This window comes from Neobacillus sp. FSL H8-0543, from assembly GCF_038592905.1.
Classification (GTDB): domain Bacteria; phylum Bacillota; class Bacilli; order Bacillales; family Cytobacillaceae; genus Neobacillus.
Genome location: NZ_CP151943.1, coordinates 3939524 through 3958180, shown reverse-complemented (window position 1 = coordinate 3958180; position 18657 = coordinate 3939524). Strand labels below are relative to the sequence as shown.

The following is an 18657-nucleotide window of genomic DNA, read 5'->3' as shown; positions in this document are numbered from 1 at the left end:
TAATATTTTGTCAAGTTGTCATATACATGATATTATAGGTGATAACAACTCGTTAACAACTTAATAAACTTGGTAATACACTAAATAAAATCAATGAAGGTGGTGTAAAATGGAAAAGTCGAAAGTAAGTAAGTCAGGTATTCCTTATTTGCATTTTGGTAGCGGTGAACCGTTAGTACTTATCCATGGATTAGGTGAGGAAAAAGAAGGATGGGAAAATCAGTATGAGTTAGCAGATCATTATGAAATAATTATCCCTGATTTAGGTGGACATGGAGCATGTAACAAATCTGATGGTATATCCATCCAGAATTTCGCTGCTGATGTTACTGAATTATTAAAAGAGCTTGGTATTGAAAGCGCTCACATCGCTGGGTTTTCTATGGGAGGAGTAGTCGCCCAAGAAATTTACCGTCAGGCACCCGATCTCTGTCGTTCCCTATTGTTGGTCAGTACCTTTCATGTCTGTCCGAAAATACTGCGAAAAATAATCTATAAATCCAAAAAAGCAAAGTTTGAAAAACTTCTTTCAACTGGAGGACAAGGGGAGTATGCTGCAAAACTCGCATTATATTCATGGAAAGAGGAAAATGTAAATAACTTTATAAAGTCTTTTCAACCAAAACCCCATATCTTTCTTTCTTCCTTGAAGGCTTGTTTAAATGTCGATAATTCCTCTCTATTGCCAACAGTACGTGTTCCGACCCTTGTTATTGGCGGACAATACGACTCAATCTTACCAGTACAGCTTCAACTTTGGATACACAAGCTCATACCTCATTCGGAATTTACCATTTTAAGAAATACAGGACATATAACAAAACTAGAAGCAAAGGACCGGTTTAATTATCTTGTTAGGAATTTCTTAAACCGGCAAAAGATGGTTGTATAATTTATTATTGGCTTGGAGGGATGGCAGTCCCTCCAGCTTTTTACAGTATTTCAACAAATGCTTTATTAAAGAAGCTCTTGTACAGCCTGTGACCTTGACGCGAGCCAAGCATCCGCAAAAATCGCAAATGCCCCAGTCAATGCAAGGGAAACATGTCCTGCTTCCACCACCTGGTATGTTTTATCTTCACTTGAAACCATCTCCATAATAGGAAGACTTTGCGGTTCTAAAACAAGAGTATCCCTTGAAGTTGACAAGACAAATAGTGGGCATTTAATTTGTTTTAAATCTACTTGCTTGCCTCCAATTATTAACTCTCCTTTTAGTAATTTGTTGTCTTTGTAAAAATCATTAAATAATTGTTGGAATGATGCCCCCGAAAATGAGGCAGAGTCTTTCGTCCACTTGTCCATTCGGCGCCACTTTTCTACATAATCCTTATCATGTGCTCTCGTAATTAGGTTCACATATGGACTAATATAAATTGGTGAAAGACCTCTAAACATGGCATACATAATATCTGATGGTATTACACCATAGACTTTCGCCAAGCGATCGACATTAATCTCTCCCTTTTGAAGTCCTTCCAACCACTTATTTGGAACAATTCCTATACTGAAGTCGATTGGAACTGTTGCAAGTACCAGATTTTTGATAGGCAGCTCGGTAATAGAGGCCAAAATTGCAGCAATTGTCCCGCCAAGGCAATAACCGACAAGTGTTATTTCCTCGGTATCAGAGTGCCTTATGGCACGTTTCATTGCATTCTCCAGATAATCCAGAATATAGCTATCTAGTGAAATCTCATTGTCTTCATGTCTTGGAGAACCCCAATCAAGCATATATACATCATATCCTCGTTCAGTTAAGCCGCCAATCACACTGCTTCCCTCACCAATATCTAAAATATAAGGCTTATTTAGAAGTGAGTAGACAAAAAACAATGGGATACTATACTTCTTTTCCTTTGCAGGGTAATACCATAAATTAGCTTTATTCTTCTTCCAAATACATTCTCTTGGTGAAGACTCTATTTCTGGTTTCGGTTCGATTAATACTTTGTAAACTTGATTCCACCGGATAGTTTCTTTTTCAATGTCAAGGAATGGAAAAAAATCCTTTATTGATGCTAGAGCACTCATCGTCACATTCTCCATTCATGGTTATTTCGCAGTGACTAATTCCTTGTCCTTATCTTTGGTCTTGCCTTTTGGATTTTCCTTAACCATAAGACCCTTTAAAGCAGCTAATTCATTTTTTATGCCTGCTAATTGACCCATTCCTAATTTTACTTCCTGTAAATCGGTATGAATGATATCTTTGTCATCCGTACGGCTCATCCCGACTATTTCCCTTTGAAAATCCTTAATTTCTTCCAATTCCTTACGTACTTCCTGAAGGTTCACCTGGATAATTTTAACTTCAACAAGCCCTTGTCGAATATCCTGTAGATCCTCTTTTACCTTCCGTATTTCACTAACTTCTTCCACGGCTTTTTGAAATTCCGTCTTCATTTGACTAACAACATTGACCATTTCTTGAAACAACTCAAGATGTTCTTTATTTAATGATTTTAAGCTATCCTGAACTTTCCAGATTTGTTCTTCTAAACTATCAATCTTTTCTTCTGCTTGAATCGACAACTTTGCAATATTCGACACATCCCTTTTGGTGGGAATATTCATTAAACCAGCCATTGTCTCCTGGTTTTTGCGCAATAGCTCCAAATATTTGGAATGTGCATCCGTGCCAACTTTTAATAAACGGACAAACTCACTGTTGTCTGACATCGTATACAAAAGTCCATTCAATTGTTGTTCCCACATGTCACTAATTTGCTTAAAACCCTTGAGGGGATCATACATTTTCTCGTTAGACATTCTTCATCACCCTTATGTTTATAATTTTAGGATTTTGTTATTTCTTCTTCCTTATCCAAATACTTATTTAGCGGGTTTATAAATCCTTTAACTTGGCGAACAAACAGATCAATAATACCCTTTTGACTATCATGGATTACACTGGCTGCTTGCTTTATGGTTTTAATATATTGCTCTCTTCCTGCTTTTCTTAATGCAATAAATTGCTTAATAATAGATAGATATTGCTCCGTGCCCTGTGCGTTTGCAATTACTTGACCAGGTGCACTCAAAATCGACATTGTCCTGTTTTGAATTTGATCAATCAGGCGGTTTATCTCTTCATATGATACTTTCGGGAAAAAATGCTGTAAAGGCGTTGTTGACATTAAAAATTCATCTCTTGTGGCTTTCTCCCATTTTGCAAATTCATGATTAAATTGTTCGGTAACTTCTTTAATAGTCCCTTGATTTCGCTGGATAGTTTCAACAAAATGGATGGCCTCTTTTAGAAAAACTTCATCCCGGTAATCCGCATACTTTGCCCATTCATCTACTTCTCTAAAGGCATGACGCCAGAGTATATCCAGACTTGTAATCTGTTCCCCAGTCTCTTCTATATTTTCATTCTGCTTTTGTGCATTGAATTCTTCGTTCACTACCTTGTGATCTGTCTTTTCCATAATAGGTTTCTCCTCCTTTATAGATTGTTCAAACCTCAACCTTTTCCTCTTTTTTCTTAAGCATCCTTCTAAGCAGCTTGCCGACAGAAGATTTAGGAAGGTCATCTAGGAATTCAATTTCCCTCGGTACTTTGTAGGGGGCTAAATTGATTTTTGCAAATTCTATAAGACTTTCGGGTGATACAACTGCCCCCGCTTTCAGCTTTACAAATGCCTTTACGGTTTCTCCTCTGTACTGATCAGGAATACCGATGACAATTGCCTCTTCGACTGCTTCATGCTGATAGAGCACTTCTTCAATTTCACGCGGATAAACATTGTAGCCGCTCGCAATAATGATATCCTTCTTACGATCCAAGATATAAAAGTATCCATCTTCATCCATTTTCGCTATATCACCTGTAAACAGCCAGCCATCTTTTAATACCATTTCTGTATCCCCAGGACGTTTCCAATATCCTTTCATTACTTGCGGACCACGAAGGATTAGTTCCCCTGCTTCCCCAACTGGAACATTCTCATAGCCATCCTCTGTCTCCCTTACAATTCTCGCCTCTGTGCCTGGGAGAGGAATTCCGACACTGCCTAATTTGCGAGGAAGAAATGGAGGTGTAGAGATTGCCGATGGTGCAGTTTCGGAAAGACCATAGCCATCTACTAATCTTGTGCCCACCCTTTTCTCGAACGATTTAATCTGCTCTATCGGTAACGGAGCACCGCCGCTGCCCACATAGAAAATATCACCTATGTTGCTTTCCTCTAATTGCGGGTGGCTGTTTAATGCGAAAATCATTGTCGGAACAACCACCACTTGGAATGGTTTCTCCCGTTTAATAACTTCTAATAGCTCATTAACATCAAATCTCGGCAGAATCAATTGGTTACAGCCTATTCTTATCGCCGAAAGGGCATTGCAGGAAAGACCAAAAACATGAAACATGGGAAGAACACTAACAATTTTAAAATTATCTGGTCTTTCATCCACCGCATTATAAGTGAAATCACATACCTGAATAATATTGGCCAAAAGATTTTGGTGTGTAAGCATTACCCCTTTTGACACCCCTGTTGTACCGCCAGTATATTGCAACAGTGCCACATCTTCTTTAATATTAATTGGAATCTCAGGTATAAGATTGTCATGGGTAAGGAAGTCTTCAAAGTAAATATCGCCTTCGCTGAGTTCTATCCTATTCCCGCCGAATCCTACGACAATAATTTTTTTCAATGACGATTTTGGCTGTACTTGCTTTACCCTCTGATATAGTGCTTCATATACAACTATGTATTCTGCCTCGGAATCTGTAAGCACATGTTTAATTTCTCTTTCGACATACATTGGATTTACTTGAACGGCAATACCGCCTAACCGAAAACCTGCAAATAAACTGAAAATATAATGCGGGCAGTTAGGAAGCATAATAGCCAGACGATCTCCCTTTCTAAAGCCAATCCTATACAAGGATGCAGCAAACATTTCGGAAATCATCCTCGTTTCCCTGTAGCTCCATGACTTCCCAAAAAAAGTGAGAGCGGGCATATCACCATGAATATTTGATGCCTGATGCAAAAGATCAAATAATGAATCATAATCTACTAAAACACTCTCACTGACTCTTGAATCGTAAAATTTCAACCAAGGTTTTTGCCTATAGACCATATTTTCCCCTCCTAAATAATCTCCCTCCAATTAATCTCAGTAATGGTGAAACTAGTCAGAAGAAGTATATTAATCAATTAAATTATTGTTTTAAAATGTGATTTTGTAAACTTTGCCAATTCGACAAATACCCGCAAGATTCACGGACTTCTATTGTTTACAATAACAAAATAGCCATCTAAAACAGTAAACGTATCGAGGATGGATGAAATATCTGAATACTTTGTCGAAAACTTTACTATTGTTCACACAACTTTCGAAAATACACCTGTCTCAAAAAGCTATTTCAAAAATATGTTTTCATTATTAACATAGAGATAATAAAAATAACTATGACAAATCAGTTTCTGTTAAGAAGAAACTGATTTGTCAATTATAAATTCCTTAATATGCCTGGCGGTAAATATTAGCGAGTTCTGTTACGAGTGGTTGTTTCGGATTCGCGATTGTATCCTGGTCATCAAATGCGTTTTCTGCCAATGTATTTATTTTTTTATCAAATTCTGCTTTGCCAATGCCGGTTTCCTGAATACTCATTGGTAATTCTAATTCTCCTGCTAGCTTCATGATTGCCTGTATTAAACTCTCAACGCCTTCTTCAACTGTTCCTGCAGGAAGTCCAAGCATTTTTGAGATTTCCGCATAACGCTGATCGGCAATAAAGTGCTCATACTTAGGGTATGTCATGAATTTGTTTGGCTTGGCTGCGTTATAGCGAATGACGTGTGGCAGAAGAATAGCATTGGCACGTCCATGCGCAATATTGAATTCTGCTCCAAGTGCATGTGCAAGGCTATGGTTAACTCCGAGAAATGAATTAGCGAAAGCCATTCCAGCAATCGTTGACGCATTATGCATTTTTTCACGGGCCACTTCATCACTGCCGTCCTTATATGCTCTTGGTAAAAAGTCAAAAACTAATTGGATCGCTTTCAATGCCAGGCCATCAGTATAGTCATTTGCCAAGACCGATACATATGCTTCAATTGCATGTGTAAGAACGTCCATGCCCGTATCCGCTGTGACATGCTTAGGGACAGTCATGACAAACTGAGGATCGACAATGGCTACATCAGGTGTAAGCTGAAAGTCTGCAAGCGGATATTTAATATTTCTCTTTTTATCGGAAATAACTGCAAACGAAGTTACCTCTGACCCTGTACCAGATGTTGTCGGAATGGCTATAAATTTCGCCTTGCCCCGAAGTGGAGGAAATTTAGCTACTCTCTTACTTGGGTCAAAGAACTTTTGCTTTAAATGATTAAAATCAGCATCTGGATGTTCGTAGAAAAGCCACATACCTTTTGCTGCATCCATTACCGAACCTCCGCCAAGAGCAATTAAACAATCGGGCTTAAATTTACTCATTCTCTCTGCACCGTTCATCACGGTTTCAACACTTGGCTCTGGTTCAACATCATATAATACTTCAAATTGGATATTTCCTGGATTTTTTTTCAATTGATATAATACATTGTCTACGAAACCATTTTTCACTTGACTTGGGCTTGTCACAATAAACACTTTTGAAATTTCTGGGATAGTAGCTAACACCTGAATAGAATTTTTCTCAAAGAATATTTGTGATGGCACTTTGAACCATTGTGTCATCGTTCTTCTCTTTGCTACTTTCTTAATGTTCATTAAATTTGCTGCTCCAACATTCTGTGACACAGAGTTCCCCCCATAGGTTCCACACCCAATTGTTAAGGATGGTAATGATGTATTGTAGATATCACCAATTGCCCCATGAGTCGATGGGGTATTAACCATAATTCTTCCCGCTCTCATTCGCAGTGCAAAGGTGTCAATCACATTCTGATCAGCTGTATGAATGGCTGCAGAGTGTCCTAGTCCACCATATTCAAGGGTACTCTCAGCTAGTAATAAGGCTTCCGCCAGGCTTACCGCTTGGTAACATGCCAATATCGGACTTAGCTTTTCACAAGAAAGTGGATATTTCGGACCCACTCCTTTTAATTCTGCGATAAGTATTTTCGTATTTACTGGGACATTGACCCCTGCCATTTTCGCTATCATAAATGCTGGTAATCCAACAATCATTGGATTGAGAGTAGCATTCTTCGTATCTATCGCTACATTTTCAATCATTTTCCGTTCTTCTTCATTTAGAAAATAACAATTATTATCAATTAATTCCTTTTTAACTTCACCGTAGATTTCCCTATCAATGATAAGTGCTTGTTCCGAAGCACAAATCATCCCGTTGTCGAAGGTTTTGGATAAAATAATATCATTGACTGCACGCTTAATGTTTGCCGTTTTCTCAATGTAACATGGTACATTGCCAGCACCAACGCCTAATGCAGGTTTACCAGAGCTATAAGCCGCTTTAACCAAATTTGGACCGCCGGTGGCAAGGATAAGCGCTATCTTTGGATGCTGCATTAAGGTTTGAAAAGCAGCATGTGAAGGAATTTCAATCCACTGGATGCAATTTTCGGGCGCTCCTGCTTGCATTGCTGCTTCTTTAAGTAATTTTGCCGTCTCCACACAGCAATGCTGCGCGTATTTTGGAAACGCAAAAATAATCGGATTTCTTGTTTTTAGTGAAATTAACGATTTAAAGATTACAGTAGAGGTAGGATTAGTAATTGGTATAACCCCAGCGATTACCCCCACTGGTTCGGCCATTTCCACCATACCTTCATATTCATTTTCACTAATGACACCCACCGTTTTTAGGTCCCTAATATTGTTATAGATAAACTCCGTCGCAAACATATTTTTGAAAACCTTATCTTCATATACGCCTCTTTTGGTTTCTTCAATTGCGAGTTTCGCCAAATGCGTATGGTTGTTAAGCGCTGTTAATGCCATTTGCTTAACAATTTCATCAACCATCTCCTGGTTGTAACACCTGAATTCACCTAAGGCTTTAGCTCCATTTCTCGCTAAGTGATCAATCATTGCTACAATATTTTGCTTATCCTGGACGACTCTCTCTTCTACTGCCATTTACAATCCCTCCAAATCATAAATCTTCTTATTCACATATAAAAAAATCCCTGCAATCCCTCTGGTGTCTTTTCTGGCTAAAATATATCATGGAAGGCAATGCGAGAGTTGTCGAATTTTGCTAAAAAACGAATGAATATTCATTCATTTTTTAAAAGTTCATAGAATGTTCAATTTTTCACTATTCCTCCAAAAAAAAACACAAACTCCCCTTTCTATCTGGAGTTTGTGTTTTAGTGATCAGCCCGTATTTCGTAAGCCAGCTGATATTCCGTTTATTGTAAGCAATACCTCTTTTAATAACTCTTCATCTGGTACTTCCTGCTGTCTTAATTGTTTTATTAACTCAACCTGTAAAAAGTTTAATGGATCCACATATGGATTTCTGCGATAAACAGAGTCTTTTATATTTGGTGTATGATCAAGCAATTCTTTGTCCCCAGTAATTTTGAGAAGAATCTCTTTCGTTTTTTCATACTCCTCCTGAATATTAGCAAAAATCCGGTTTGCAATCTCTTGATCTTCAACAAGTGATAAATATTCCTTTGCCGTAGTAATATCAGCTTTCATTAGAGCCATTTGAAGATTATTGATTGTTGATTGAAAAAATGGCCATTTTTCATACATTGCCTGTAATAGCTGTAAATTCTGGATGCTTTTTGCTGCAAAGCTTTCTAAGCCTGTGCCTGCTGCATACCAGGCTGGTAGGAGCTGCCGGCTTTGGGTCCAAGCAAACACCCATGGAATCGCCCTTAAATCTTCAAATCGGCCGCGGCTTTTCCGGCTCATAGGTCTTGAACCAATGTTTAAATCACCAATTTCCCTTAATGGTGTCGCTTCATTGAAATAGGTCAGGAAATCTGGATCAGCAAAAACTAACGATTGATATTTCGATAATGCTTCACTGGAAATTTCCTCAATGGCATTTTCCCATAACTCTTTGCGCAGTTGACCTTGCTCCGCCTCTTTTGAAATATGCGTGGCAGCCTGAACTAGAGTGGATGTGGCTTGTTCCAAACTGCGATAGGCAATATCCTCAAGCAGGTAGCGGGATGATAGTACTTCACCTTGCTCTGTAATTTTCACTCCGTCGCCAATCGTTTCGGCAGGCTGCGATAAGAGACTTTTGTTTAATGGACCGCCGCCGCGGCCTAAAGAACCGCCACGGCCATGGAAGAACTTTAGCCTAATTTGATATCTGATAGCCATTTCATGAATTTCGAGCTGTGCTTTATATAGTTTCCAGTTCGCTGTTAACGTCCCGCCATCTTTACTGCCATCAGAATAACCCAGCATTATTTCCTGTTGGTTATCCATTTGTTGTATATGATTTCGATATACCGGCAACTTAAATAAAGTTTCCATGATTTCCGGACCAGCTGTTAAATCATCAATGGTTTCAAGTAAAGGTGCCACATTCAACTGGCTTTCAACCGTCCCATCGGCATGAAGCCGATAGATCCCTGCCTCTTTCGCTAATACTAGGACTTCAAGTAGGTCACTAGGTGATTTCGTCATACTCACTAGATAGACGGAAATGGAACGTGGCCCAAATTCTTTATGTGCATTTCTAATCATCTGGAACACTTGGAGTATTTTCTGTGTTTCAATTGAATAATCTTCATGCAAAAGTAGCAGCGGGCGCGGGTCCATTAAAATAGTTTCTAATACCTTAATTTTTGCCTCTTCAGTTAGTTCTGCATAATTTTCAGCAATCCGAACTTTTCTTAATATTTCTGTCATAGCCGCCTCATGTTCTCCACTATGGTTTCGAATATCAAGTGTCGCCAAATGAAAACCGAAAAGCTGTACTTGTCTGATTAGCTTCTGGATGGTCTTTAATTCATGCTCAGCAGGATGGTGCTTTTTCAAACTTCTCTTAACTGCGTATAAATCTTCTAATAATTCATCAGCCGATTTATATCCGGATTCAGTCATTCCAATCTGTTTTACCCGTTCTATGATAATCGCAAATTTGCGACGATACACTTCAGTTTGAATGGGCCATTTCTTATCCTCAGGTAAGAACAAGTTCTCTTCTTCCTCTAATGTCTGGAGTAACTCTGGGCTGACCTCTACATGTGTTGTAGAATGACTATAACGTTTCATCAGGTCAACTAAAACATTTTTATATTTCTTTAATACGAGTTTCCGCTGCATATGTAAGGTATCCCATGTTACCTCTGCAGTTACATTTGGATTTCCATCCCGATCCCCGCCAATCCAAGAACCAAAACGAAGGAAATTAGGAACCTTCCAATCCACTTCAGAATAGTTTTTCTCGAGACAAAATTCAACTTCTCGATGAATTTCTGGAAGTACCTCAAATAATGTCTGATCAAAATAAAATAGCCCATTTCGCACTTCATCTAAAACAGTCGGTTTATTATGACGCAATTCATCCGTTTGCCAGAGTATTGTGACTTCATTAAATAAGCTTTCCTCTAGCTTTTGACGCTCTCTAGCTGTAAGTAAGGGATGATCGAGCTTTTTTAAAGTATCCGCTATTCGTTGTTGAATTTCGAGAATGGAACGCTTTGTTGCCTCTGTAGGATGAGCCGTAATAACAAGTTCGAGTGACAGGGTATTGAGCGCATGTTGTATGGAATCTGTATGAATATTATTTTCTTTTAGTGAAAGTATGGCACTCTCAATTGAATCTGGCTGTACAATGGTGTCATCTTCGAGATGGTAATGCCTCCGTCTCCGAATACGATGATTTTGTTCAGCTACATTAATTAAATGAAAATAGGCTGAAAAAGCACGAATGACTTGTTTTCTAATTGGTGAGCCCATGCTTGAAATTTCCTGCTTTAACTCTGAATAAACTTCATCATTATATTGATTTCTAAGTGATTTACACATTGTCCTTATTTTTTCAACTTTATCATATAGTTCAATCCCGCCATAATTGACTAAAATTTCACCAAGAATATTACCCAATAGTTTAACGTCACGCCTTAGCGGAAGACTGCTGTCATTTAATTTCATTTCTGTTGTCATACTTTCACCTTCCCTTTATTCGAGTAATTCAATTAAATTTTACTTATTAATATATCATATCTTTGGGACTCATGTTGAAAAATGGAGCAAATTATAGTCGAAAAAGTGAAAATATTTAAATTGAAATGAAAAACCGCTGCCCAAATACATATTTGGGCAGCGGTTTATTCTCACTTATTATTAAATTCTTCTAGCTTAGACGAAATGGCTGCCGCTGCTTCTTCGGCAGATTTTGGGATGTTTGATTTAAAAAGTGAATTTGCTAATGAACCCATTGCGCCACTTGCATTAATTTCGAGAAATCCTGTTACGCGTGTTTTATTTTTATTCAGTGCTTTTACTTCAATATACCCTTCACCTATATATTTTTCATTTTTCCGTTTTATTTCAAAACTTACCTTATTGGGTTCATTCCATTCTTTAAAGTCAATCAATAGCGTGACTTTCTTTTTGACAATGCCGAGGTCGCTCTTAAATTCCCAAGTAATTTGACGGTCATTTATAGCTTCATGATAAATATAGCCAGGCACGAGTGGTGCCCAATTATCTGCATCTCTAATAAAGTCCCAAATCACATCAATGGGGATTTCCAATTCGACTTGATGTTTATCACTTGGCATTCTATCCCTCTTTCTAAAGTAAAAGTAAAAGACCTTCAGGTTGGCAGAAGGTCTTTTACTAAATTATATGATTGTTAATCTGTTTATAGACGAAGATATATTTTTTGTTGTCTTTAGATGACTTCCACTCTTTCAGTATTAAACTCACGATAAAATTTCTGACTGGAGATTTCTGTCACTTCTCCCTTGCTTACTTCAGCAAAGTATGAAGATAATTTTCCTTCATAGACTAATTTTAATGAAGATGATTCCTTTATGTCATTCGGAGTAACCAGGGACAATGGCTTTTGTTTATTAATCTCGACTCCTGATTCCTCGAGGAGCGCAGCGACAAAATGCGAACAGAAAAAGGCATTCTTACGATCAAATTCCATGTTGACCATCACAGCAAATAAACCTAAAAGGTTATATCGATAATCATTTTTATTTCTTTCTATTTCACTTATTTTCTCGCAAATATTTTCATACTGCTTTTCAGTAATGGAGCAGCAGTAAAGCGCACAATCCGCATTTCTAAAAATCCCTCCGCGGGTATTTTCTCGAACAAATCCAGCCATAAAAGGATTACGCGGTCTTCTTCTTCCAAAGCTATAAACATTCCATAGTTGGTCATCTAGTGCAATGGAAGCATGATTATGCGGTTTTTTTGTATATAACTTAATTAGTTTTGTTAAGACAGTTCCAGTATCCGTAAGAAGTACATAAACCTTCCTCATCCTCTACTCCCCCTACTTTTCAAACTGAAAAGGATATTCTCTCTCTCTATATCCCTATAATCTATTTTTATATTTAGTCATATACACATTTTCTCTTACTATAATTATAATGTCGTCAATTCACCATTTACACAATCTTGGGTATTAATTTAGTATAAGACCTAAGACCGATTAATGATTCGCAATATATATAATAATGTACTCTATTAAATTCCTCATAGGAACACATTTTTCCTGTTTTGCTAAAAAAATTTCCCATCTTTTGTATGTAATGCATAAAATAAACCATTCATTAAGATTGTGAGGTGAAAAGATTTTGGGATTATATATAAACAAAAACGAACATCCCGATGTATATAAAAATAGCAAAAAATTCGATGAGCCGAACCAATTTTATGTTAAGACAGATTATCTTTCAACATTTATAGACGAACAAATACTGGCAAATGTTTCAATAAATAGGGTTTTAGATGACATGAAACAGCAATTTATCGAACAAGGGTCAGTCCAAGCAAATAACTGGGATGATGTCAGCAGCCAGTTAAAGGAGTTAAGAAACAACAACTTGCTTCATAATCAATCAGAGGAAAAAATGATTGAATGGTTAAAGGTATTAGATGAAAGGAATAATAGATTGCAAGCAGCCAACGAGCAATTAGCAACAAAAATAAATGAGCAGGTTGAGCTGCAAAAGCAATTTTCTCAAGAGTTTACAAAACAAGAGGAATTTCAAACGGAAGTATTAAGCAGATTGGACAAACAAGAGGCTTTGACTGAGAAAATCTATCGTCAAATAAATCACATTCGTTCGATTCTTTTTGAGAGAACAAACTATCTTGCTGAAAAAATGGATGAAGGCTACAAAATTACATCCTCCTATGTTTACAACTTAATGACCGGCAATGACCAGCCCGTGTCCTTTACCTTATTAAATAGGAACAAAAAGGTGGAAAAGCTATAAGAAAAATAAGCCCCCATACTTAATGGGGCTTATTTTTTATTGTCTTTGTTGACTAGACTGTTGATTGGAACTCCAGGCACTTCGCTTTTGAGCGGGCGTGCCGGGGAGCCTCCTCGGCGCATAAGCGCCTGTGGTGTCTCCCCAGCCCCGTACTCCCGCAGGACATTGAATTTGCTTCATTGAATTTGCACCGCACGAAGGAAATGCGATAGCATTTTCGAGGATCTCGTGCCTTCCGCTCCAATCAACATTATTATAAAGTCAATAATGTTCTATAACACAACTTTTTTTTACAACAAAAGAAGCACTATTTAATGTGAATAGTGCTTCCAATTTAACATGCAAGTCTGGGGTTATATGCTAACAAATTTTCTTTAGTTCCTCTGTTAACTTGATGAATGCTTCCTTGTTTCTTTCTTGTAATGATTGGTCGATTTCCTGACGGAGTGTCTTTTTTCTAAACTCAATCATAATGTTGTTTAAAAACATTTCAGCAATTGTTGAATCGTTGTTTGCATCTGTCGGCTGTGGAGAATTTAATAATCTCTTTTCCATGGAAATCAACTCCTTAAGCTTTTTTTCATTATACTGTTAGTTTTCTGAAAACTCAAACATTTTGTTTGTAATAACTAAAAATATTTTTTTAACCTGATTTCTTAAGGGAAATTTAATAAATTATTTAGATTCATTTTATAACTCCAGATTAAACTCTAGTTGTACCACAAATATTGATAGGAGGAAAAAAACATGAATAAGAAATTTCTAGCAGTAATCGGGATAAGCGGGACACTTTTGCTTGGTAGCGTTTATTCCATCTCAGCAAATACATCAGGGTATGACCTTTACAAGTCAGCATTGAAACAAACCCATACGGCAGATAGTGCAACAATGAGCATAAAGCTTAATGTTGAAGACAACCAGAAATCAATCTTCACAATGGATTCCCTTTTCAAATCAGATACGGTAAATCAGGTTAATTCCATTTCAACTCATTTAGTTAACGAAACAGATTCAAGTAACATGAACATGTACAAGCAGGCAGGAAATTGGTTTGTTCTACAGAATGGCTCAGATACCGTTTATAAAATGGAAACCTCTGCAAACGCTCATCATAAAAACACAGCAAAGCTCCAAGATGATTTAGAAAACCTGATCGATGTAATGACAAAAAATCTCCAACAACAAATTACAGTGGCAGAACAGAAAAATGGTAATCACTTAATCGAGTTAGATTTAACAGGAAAAGAGATCCCTCTTACAGCGAATGCCTTGAGTACGCTAATGATCAAGCATGCGGTTATGCTCCAAGATAACAATGATCAAAAAGAATCAGACTTTCACATAAAACCAACTGTTCCAGAATTAGATCATGATATTACGGTAAAGCAAATTCGAGTAACCGCACAGGTAAATGAAGAAAATTATATAGAGCAACAAATCATTAGAGCTGTTGTCACAGGCAAAGATGCACAGGGAAAAAGTCATGAACTAGTCTTAAGTATTGATATGAATATGTCTGATTATAATAAAACACTGGTAACACCTGTTGAGATTCCAGCTGATAATATCGTTGAATTTGACCATGGACATGGCGACAAATAGTAGGTTTTTTTCAATATGAAATTATAGAGGTGACAATCTTGGAAAAAGCAGTGGTTATAACTGGGATGACAAAGCAATATTCCAATGGCAGAGGAATTAAAAATATTAATCTAACAATCAATCAAGGTGAAATTATTGGCGTCCTTGGACCAAATGGTGCGGGTAAAACTACGTTATTAAAATGCATGACAGGACTTATTCAACCAGATAGCGGGAGCACAGAGATTTTCGGTATTGACCTCCAGCACAATTACAAAAAAGCGATTGATCCCGTTGGTGCTTTAATAGGTTCTGCAGTTGCCTATGAAAATATGACACCATACCAAAATCTAAAAATGATTTCCCGTTTCTATTCGAATGTTCAGAGTTCAGATATTGATGAGGTCCTGCAGCAAACCGGGTTATCTCCTTATAAGAATGAAAAGATTTCCTCCTTTTCAATGGGAATGAAGCAGCGTTTTGGGATCGCCTCTGCCCTACTTTCTAAGCCGCGGCTAATCATTTTAGATGAGCCAACAAACGGTCTTGACATCGATGGACTGCTAACTTTAAGAAAAGCGATTCAAGAGATCGCTCGTCATTCCAGAGTAACCTTTGTGATTTCCAGTCACCATATCTCTGAACTTGAAAAACTATGTAATCGATTTTGTTTTCTCATTCATGGGCAGGCATCATTTTATGAAGCCAACGAACAGTCATTAGAAGAAATATACGTCAAGAAGGTAGAGGAATCGGCTTATGAACACAATCCAAGCAAATAGTTATAATGAACTGCAAAAACTGCTGGCAAAAAAGGTGACTAAATTGTTTCTCTTTGTAGCTGTAGCGCTGCCGGTTCTTACCAAACTTCTCGTAAATAAGCTCTTTATTATCGACTGGATGGCGTTGCCTGCAGAAAATATTAATCTTACTCTCTTAGATCTATTTGTCAGCCTTTTGCTACCATTATTTATCTTTATTGCTGCCACCGATTTATTCACTGGTGAAGGCGAACGTGGAACACTATTCCAGGTCCGTCCGATTAGCCGAATCGAGCTATTCCTATCCAAACTACTCTCTATCGGAGGCCTTGTACTAGTTCAACTGCTTTTAGTTTGGCTATTTATGCTTATTAGCAGCGCACTATTTGATAAAACCTTTGATTTTGTTGCGATCGCATCAAGTTTAGGTGCCTATTTGGTATCGTGGGTCCCGTTGATGGTCATTGTAGCGTTAGCTGTCCTGATTGCACTTGTTATAAACTCGAGTGTTCTTGCGATATCTGGGATGATAGTTCTTTACTTAGCGATGGTCTTTATTCCATATATGGTGCCAAACATCCTTTACATGTTACCAACCGCCTATCTTGATTGGTATATGCATTGGCTGGGAGATGTGTCATTTCGTTGGATAATCCAAACTGTCACCTATTTGTGCTCCGCAGTCGTGTTGTTTTTATCAGCAGGCTATTATATGTTTAATAGAAAAGAAGCTTAAAAAGGGTGTATCATAATGTCCATCAAACTCCGGCTCATACTGTCTAATATTGCCATGATCATCGTCCCGCTTATCTTATTTTTCTTTGCCTCACTGCTTTTATTGATATTTTTTCTAGGTGACCTAAGAGAAATGGCTAATTTTCTTCCAGAAAGCCATAATTACCACCAAATCGTACAGGAAGATTCAAAGTTATTTTTTAAGCTAAAAGAAAAATCAGTTATGAATCCGGATGAGTTGATGAACAAGGAATTCTTACAATCGCTGGATCCCCAGCTTGAGGAAATAAAAACAGATCTCATCATCCGAAAAGACGGTGAATTATATTACTCTTCAAATGGGGTTGAAAAAGTAAAGGCAAACGATTTGCCCAATTTTGGCAATGAAACAAATTTGCGCAATCTTGAAGAGCTAGGTAATCAAACCTTCGCTATCAAGCAGCATGACTTTTTTAACCAGGATGGCAGTAAACTATCACTCTTTCTTTTAAAGGATGCTAGTCCATGGAATAAGTTCATGAAAACATTTTTTCCGATATTATTTGGCTTATGCTTATTAAGCTTAATTGCCACAAATGGACTGTTAAGTTATTTTGTTTCAAAAAGCATCATCAAGCCAATTAATCGTCTAAAAACGGCGGCCCAATTTATAAAAAATGGAAACCTTGAATACTCAATTCGGCCTGTCAGAAATGATGAGCTTGGTCAGCTGACACTTTCGTTTGAAGAGATGCGCATTCAATTAAATGAATCACGCCTAATTCAAAAACAGTATGAAGAAAATCGCAAGGAATTAATCGCCCATATTTCCCATGATTTAAAAACACCCATCACCTCAATAAAAGGATATATTGAAGGCATTCGTGATGGTATAGCAGACACACCTGAAAAGAAGGCGCATTATCTAAAAACCATTTACACTAAGTCCGTTGATATGGATCATTTGATTGATGAGCTCTTCTTATTCTCGAAGCTTGATTTAGGAAAGGTTCCTTTTGAATTTGAAAGAATCAATTTAAAAGATTATTTAACAGATTATTTTGAGGAATTAAGCTTTGATTTAAGGAAACAAAATGTCGATGTTGATTTACAATTATCACCAAAGGGCAACTGCTATGTTCGTACAGACCGGGACAAATTCAAACGTGTCCTCAGTAATATTGTCAATAATAGCTTGAAATATATGGATAAAGATAAAAAGGAAGTGAAGATATCGCTTCTTTCCACTGACGGCTGGGTTGATATTGTACTCGAGGACAATGGACCTGGAATCTCAAAAGAATCCATCCCGCTTATCTTTAATCAATTTTATCGTGCGGAACAATCCAGAAATAAATTAACAGGCGGCAGCGGGCTTGGTCTTTCGATTGCGAGAATGATTGTCGAAGAACATGATGGTACGATTCAGGTTGAAAGTGAATGGAAAATTGGAACCAAGATTACGGTTTCATTGCCGCAAGATATCTGTAAAGAGGTGGATGCAACATGAAAAAAATCCTTATTATCGAAGACGAAAAGAGTATCGCTGAGTTAGAACGCGATTATTTGGAAATCAACGGCTTTGCAACAGATATCGTGTTAACAGGAGATTTAGGGCTGCAACGAGCATTGACCCAAGAATACGACTTGATTTTGCTCGATGTGATGCTTCCCAATATAAATGGCTTTGAAATTTGCAAGAAGATTAGAAGCGTTAAGGATATTCCGATCATCATGGTGACAGCCAAAAAGGAAGAAATCGATAAGATTCGCGGTCTTGGACTAGGCGCCGATGATTACTTAGTCAAGCCCTTTAGCCCAAATGAAATGGTGGCAAGAGTAAAGGCCCATCTTTCCCGCTATGAACGATTATCGATGAAGCAAAACAATGAATCACAAGGCATTTATATTCGCGGACTATTTATTGACCGTTCATCGAGACGAGTGTTCGTAAACAATCAAGAGGTCACCTTTACAACAAAAGAATTCGATGTGCTCACCTTTTTAGCGTTGAACCCAAATCAAGTCCTCAGCAAAGACCACTTATTCGAAAGAATTTGGGGCTATGATGGCAACGGAGACGTCTCCACCGTCACCGTCCACATCCGTAAACTAAGAGAAAAAATTGAACACGACCCCTCCAACCCCGAATACATCGAAACCGTTTGGGGTTCAGGATATCGCTTCCGGTGACACTTCCGGTGACAGGCACCACAGAAATACATTTG

The 18657-nt window shown here is 37.7% G+C and carries 16 protein-coding genes; 7 read left to right on the top strand and 9 right to left on the bottom strand.

The features are described 5' to 3' along the window. The first annotated feature begins 109 nt into the window (after positions 1-109). Positions 110-892 (top strand): alpha/beta hydrolase, encoded by a 783-nt coding sequence (locus NSS81_RS19915; protein WP_342430371.1) that lies wholly within the window; start codon positions 110-112, stop codon positions 890-892. Between the two features lie 65 nt (positions 893-957). Here the strand turns inward: NSS81_RS19915 and NSS81_RS19910 are convergent, their stop codons facing one another. From NSS81_RS19910 to NSS81_RS19875, 8 genes are all read right to left on the bottom strand, one after another. Continuing rightward, on the bottom strand, positions 958-2034 hold the full coding sequence (locus NSS81_RS19910; protein ID WP_342430370.1) for an alpha/beta fold hydrolase: 1077 nt from the start codon (positions 2032-2034) through the stop codon (positions 958-960). A 21-nt stretch (positions 2035-2055) separates the two neighbouring features. Continuing rightward, positions 2056-2772, bottom strand: coding sequence for a hypothetical protein (locus NSS81_RS19905; protein WP_342430369.1), 717 nt, complete (start codon positions 2770-2772; stop codon positions 2056-2058). 26 nt (positions 2773-2798) lie between these two features. Further along, entirely contained in the window at positions 2799-3434 is a 636-nt protein-coding gene (locus tag NSS81_RS19900; protein ID WP_342430368.1) for a hypothetical protein, read from the bottom strand. A gap of 28 nt (positions 3435-3462) precedes the next feature. Further along, positions 3463-5094, bottom strand: coding sequence for a long-chain fatty acid--CoA ligase (locus tag NSS81_RS19895; RefSeq protein ID WP_342430367.1), 1632 nt, complete (start codon positions 5092-5094; stop codon positions 3463-3465). 384 nt (positions 5095-5478) lie between these two features. Next, positions 5479-8073, bottom strand: coding sequence for a bifunctional acetaldehyde-CoA/alcohol dehydrogenase (adhE, locus tag NSS81_RS19890; protein WP_342430366.1), 2595 nt, complete (start codon positions 8071-8073; stop codon positions 5479-5481). A 240-nt stretch (positions 8074-8313) separates the two neighbouring features. Beyond that, positions 8314-11076: a phosphoenolpyruvate carboxylase gene (gene ppc / locus NSS81_RS19885; protein WP_342430365.1), complete on the bottom strand. Its 2763-nt coding sequence runs from the start codon at positions 11074-11076 to the stop codon at positions 8314-8316. A 170-nt stretch (positions 11077-11246) separates the two neighbouring features. Then, complete coding sequence (locus tag NSS81_RS19880; RefSeq protein ID WP_342430364.1) at positions 11247-11696, bottom strand: SRPBCC family protein; 450 nt, start codon at positions 11694-11696, stop codon at positions 11247-11249. 113 nt (positions 11697-11809) lie between these two features. Further along, a complete protein-coding gene (locus NSS81_RS19875; RefSeq protein ID WP_342430363.1) occupies positions 11810-12412 on the bottom strand; it encodes a hypothetical protein in 603 nt (200 codons plus the stop codon). A gap of 316 nt (positions 12413-12728) precedes the next feature. On the opposite strand from NSS81_RS19875, the gene NSS81_RS19870 reads away from it, so the two are divergent. After that, positions 12729-13373, top strand: coding sequence for a hypothetical protein (locus NSS81_RS19870; RefSeq protein ID WP_342430362.1), 645 nt, complete (start codon positions 12729-12731; stop codon positions 13371-13373). A gap of 360 nt (positions 13374-13733) precedes the next feature. Here the strand turns inward: NSS81_RS19870 and NSS81_RS19865 are convergent, their stop codons facing one another. Then, positions 13734-13928 carry an IDEAL domain-containing protein gene (locus tag NSS81_RS19865; protein ID WP_342430361.1) on the bottom strand — a complete coding sequence of 65 codons (195 nt, stop codon included), beginning with the start codon at positions 13926-13928 and terminating at the stop codon, positions 13734-13736. A 192-nt stretch (positions 13929-14120) separates the two neighbouring features. On the opposite strand from NSS81_RS19865, the gene NSS81_RS19860 reads away from it, so the two are divergent. From NSS81_RS19860 to NSS81_RS19840, 5 genes are read left to right on the top strand one after another with little or no spacing between them, the layout of a single operon-like run. Beyond that, complete coding sequence (locus NSS81_RS19860) at positions 14121-14975, top strand: hypothetical protein (protein ID WP_342430360.1); 855 nt, start codon at positions 14121-14123, stop codon at positions 14973-14975. 38 nt (positions 14976-15013) lie between these two features. Further along, the gene (locus tag NSS81_RS19855) at positions 15014-15736 is read left to right on the top strand and encodes an ABC transporter ATP-binding protein (protein WP_342430359.1); all 723 of its coding nucleotides are present in this window, start codon (positions 15014-15016) and stop codon (positions 15734-15736) included. Then, positions 15714-16451 carry an ABC transporter permease subunit gene (locus NSS81_RS19850; protein WP_342430358.1) on the top strand — a complete coding sequence of 246 codons (738 nt, stop codon included), beginning with the start codon at positions 15714-15716 and terminating at the stop codon, positions 16449-16451. The genes NSS81_RS19855 and NSS81_RS19850 overlap by 23 nt, the downstream gene beginning before the upstream one ends. 15 nt (positions 16452-16466) lie before the next feature. Continuing rightward, on the top strand, positions 16467-17939 hold the full coding sequence (locus NSS81_RS19845; RefSeq protein ID WP_342430357.1) for a HAMP domain-containing sensor histidine kinase: 1473 nt from the start codon (positions 16467-16469) through the stop codon (positions 17937-17939). Then, positions 17936-18622, top strand: a complete 687-nt coding sequence (locus tag NSS81_RS19840; protein ID WP_342430356.1) for a response regulator transcription factor — start codon at positions 17936-17938, stop codon at positions 18620-18622. Before NSS81_RS19845 ends, NSS81_RS19840 begins: the two co-directional genes overlap by 4 nt. Positions 18623-18657: the final 35 nt, after the last annotated feature.

Coding starts and splice junctions, on each gene's coding strand:
- NSS81_RS19865 (WP_342430361.1), bottom strand. CDS start 13,928: ATGGAAAAGAGATTATTAAATTCTCCACAGCCGACAGATGCAAACAAC.
- NSS81_RS19910 (WP_342430370.1), bottom strand. CDS start 2,034: ATGAGTGCTCTAGCATCAATAAAGGATTTTTTTCCATTCCTTGACATT.
- NSS81_RS19895 (WP_342430367.1), bottom strand. CDS start 5,094: ATGGTCTATAGGCAAAAACCTTGGTTGAAATTTTACGATTCAAGAGTC.
- ppc (WP_342430365.1), bottom strand. CDS start 11,076: ATGACAACAGAAATGAAATTAAATGACAGCAGTCTTCCGCTAAGGCGT.
- adhE (WP_342430366.1), bottom strand. CDS start 8,073: ATGGCAGTAGAAGAGAGAGTCGTCCAGGATAAGCAAAATATTGTAGCA.
- NSS81_RS19915 (WP_342430371.1), top strand. CDS start 110: ATGGAAAAGTCGAAAGTAAGTAAGTCAGGTATTCCTTATTTGCATTTT.
- NSS81_RS19840 (WP_342430356.1), top strand. CDS start 17,936: ATGAAAAAAATCCTTATTATCGAAGACGAAAAGAGTATCGCTGAGTTA.
- NSS81_RS19845 (WP_342430357.1), top strand. CDS start 16,467: ATGTCCATCAAACTCCGGCTCATACTGTCTAATATTGCCATGATCATC.
- NSS81_RS19900 (WP_342430368.1), bottom strand. CDS start 3,434: ATGGAAAAGACAGATCACAAGGTAGTGAACGAAGAATTCAATGCACAA.
- NSS81_RS19860 (WP_342430360.1), top strand. CDS start 14,121: ATGAATAAGAAATTTCTAGCAGTAATCGGGATAAGCGGGACACTTTTG.
- NSS81_RS19875 (WP_342430363.1), bottom strand. CDS start 12,412: ATGAGGAAGGTTTATGTACTTCTTACGGATACTGGAACTGTCTTAACA.
- NSS81_RS19880 (WP_342430364.1), bottom strand. CDS start 11,696: ATGCCAAGTGATAAACATCAAGTCGAATTGGAAATCCCCATTGATGTG.
- NSS81_RS19850 (WP_342430358.1), top strand. CDS start 15,714: ATGAACACAATCCAAGCAAATAGTTATAATGAACTGCAAAAACTGCTG.
- NSS81_RS19905 (WP_342430369.1), bottom strand. CDS start 2,772: ATGTCTAACGAGAAAATGTATGATCCCCTCAAGGGTTTTAAGCAAATT.